This is a genomic window from Mesorhizobium sp. WSM4807, assembly GCF_055811615.1.
In genome coordinates this window covers 1-1985 of sequence record NZ_JBVVQY010000091.1, presented here as the reverse complement: position 1 = coordinate 1985, position 1985 = coordinate 1, and the positions used below count along the sequence as shown (strand labels likewise).

At 60.8% G+C, this 1985-nt stretch carries 2 protein-coding genes; both read left to right on the top strand.

Going from position 1 to position 1985, the window contains the following annotated elements; translation table 11 throughout:
• Positions 1-541: 541 nt before the first annotated feature.
• The gene (locus AC0L3N_RS33800) at positions 542-880 is read left to right on the top strand and encodes a hypothetical protein (RefSeq protein WP_473552012.1); all 339 of its coding nucleotides are present in this window, start codon (positions 542-544) and stop codon (positions 878-880) included.
• Positions 774-1823, top strand: coding sequence for a reverse transcriptase domain-containing protein (locus tag AC0L3N_RS33795; protein ID WP_473552010.1), 1050 nt, complete (start codon positions 774-776; stop codon positions 1821-1823). Before AC0L3N_RS33800 ends, AC0L3N_RS33795 begins: the two co-directional genes overlap by 107 nt.
• Positions 1824-1985: the final 162 nt, after the last annotated feature.

Genomic DNA, 1985 nt, shown 5'->3' with positions numbered 1-1985 from the left:
ATGGCGTGCGCCGTGACAAGGCGGCGCTTTCCAGTGGGTGCAAGTCCCACCCGGCAAGATGCTCCAGCCGGAAGCAACCGGAGCAGGCATGGAGGAGACAAAATGTCTGAAGCCTTCGGATAGTGGTCACGTAGGTGACCGCGCGAGTGTGCAGGCCGCAACGTGAGTGAACGCTGAGCAAGCCTCGAAAAGGACGATGTGCAGGCCGACCCACCAGCCATTGTGGGGAAGGCTGACACGAAATGGGTGAGTGTGAGCGACGATTGAACCCACTTTCGCTGCACCGGGGTACTGGCGGCAGCATGTACACAAGGAAAGCGCACGCAACACGGGAAGCCCCAGGACGTGGTCAGGGATGATCAACCGGACGCCCGCGAGGGACAGGCCGGGCGCGCTGGGGTGGCGGAGAGGCGCGTAGTACCGGGGAAGCCGGGTAATGCCGGTGGAGGGAAGGGGCCTCAGTTCAAGACGAACGCAACAAGTGGAGAGGGACCGGAGATTGGGAAACCTATCAACCCCGAAAAGTGTCCAGAAACTGCAGATGGCGTTACACGCGAAAGCGAAGGCAGAAGCCGGTTATCGCTTCTACGCCCTGTACGACAAGATCAGCCGCGACGATATTCTTGCGCATGCCTATGCCCAGTGCCGCTCCAACAAGGGCGCGCCGGGTGTGGATGGTCAGGACTTCGCGGATATCGACGCGTACGGGCTTGAGCGATGGCTCGGCGCTTGCGCTCAGGCAGGAGACTTACCGACCGGAACCGATCAGACGCGTGTTCATACCGAAGGCCAACGGCAAACTCAGGCCGCTGGGCATCTCGACCGTGCGGGATCGGGTCTGCATGACAGCAGCGATGCTGGTGCTGGAGCCGATCTTTGATGCCGACCTTCCACCGGAAATCTATGCTTATCGTGCCGGGCGCAATGCCCAGCAGGCGGTGATCGAGGTGGAGGAGCTGCTGTTCCGTGGTCATCCGGAAGTGGTGGACGCCGACCTCGCGGACTACTTCGGGAGCATTCCCCATGCCGAACTGATGAAGTCAGTAGCGCGCCGGATCGTTGATCGGCGCGTGCTGCATCTCATCAAGATGTGGCTGGAATGCCCTGTCGAAGAAACCGATGATCGAGGACGGAAGACACGCACGACCGAGGCGCGGGACAACCGGCGCGGCATCCCGCAGGGCTCACCCATCTCACCATTGCTGGCAAATCTGTACATGCGCCGGTTCGTGTTGGGATGGAAGAAGCTCGGCCTTGAGCAAAGCCTCGGCACTCGCCTCGTCACCTATGCCGACGACCTTGTGATCCTGTGCAGGAGGGGTAACGCCGAAGCGGCGCTGCATCAACTGCGCGCGATCATGGGCAAGCTGAAGCTGACGGTGAACGAGGACAAAACACGAATCTGCAAGGTTCCGGAAGGCGAGTTCGACTTTCTGGGCTACTCGTTTGGACGGATGTACTCTCCGACAACTGGCAAAGCCCGTCTGGGCTACCGGCCGTCGAAGAAAAGCATCAGGCGGGCTGTGGAGAATATCCACGCGCTCACCGAACGCCGAACGACATGGCAAGAGACCACAAAGCTGGTGGCTAAGGTGAACCGGGCATTGCGTGGGTGGGCCAACTACTTCTCTGTAGGGACCACCAGCAGAGCATACCGAGCGCTCGACAGCTACACAGCGGTGCGGTTGCGTCGGTGGTTGCGCCTCAAGCACAAGACCAGACGACGCAAGGGCGGGGCTTATCCAGACTCGCACCTTTACGAGCATATTGGGCTCGTACGTCTGACACGGCTTGGGCGCGATGTGCCGTGGGCGAAGGCGTGAGATCTTGTCCGAGAGCCGGATGCGGGAGATCTGCATGTCCGGTTCGATGAGCGGGGTGTGGAAACGGAGCCATGGTCGAACCAGTGAGGCACCGCCAGACGAAAGAGGCGGCAAACAGATATGTTCAACCTACCGCCACCGCGCCACATCTCGACTCTACGC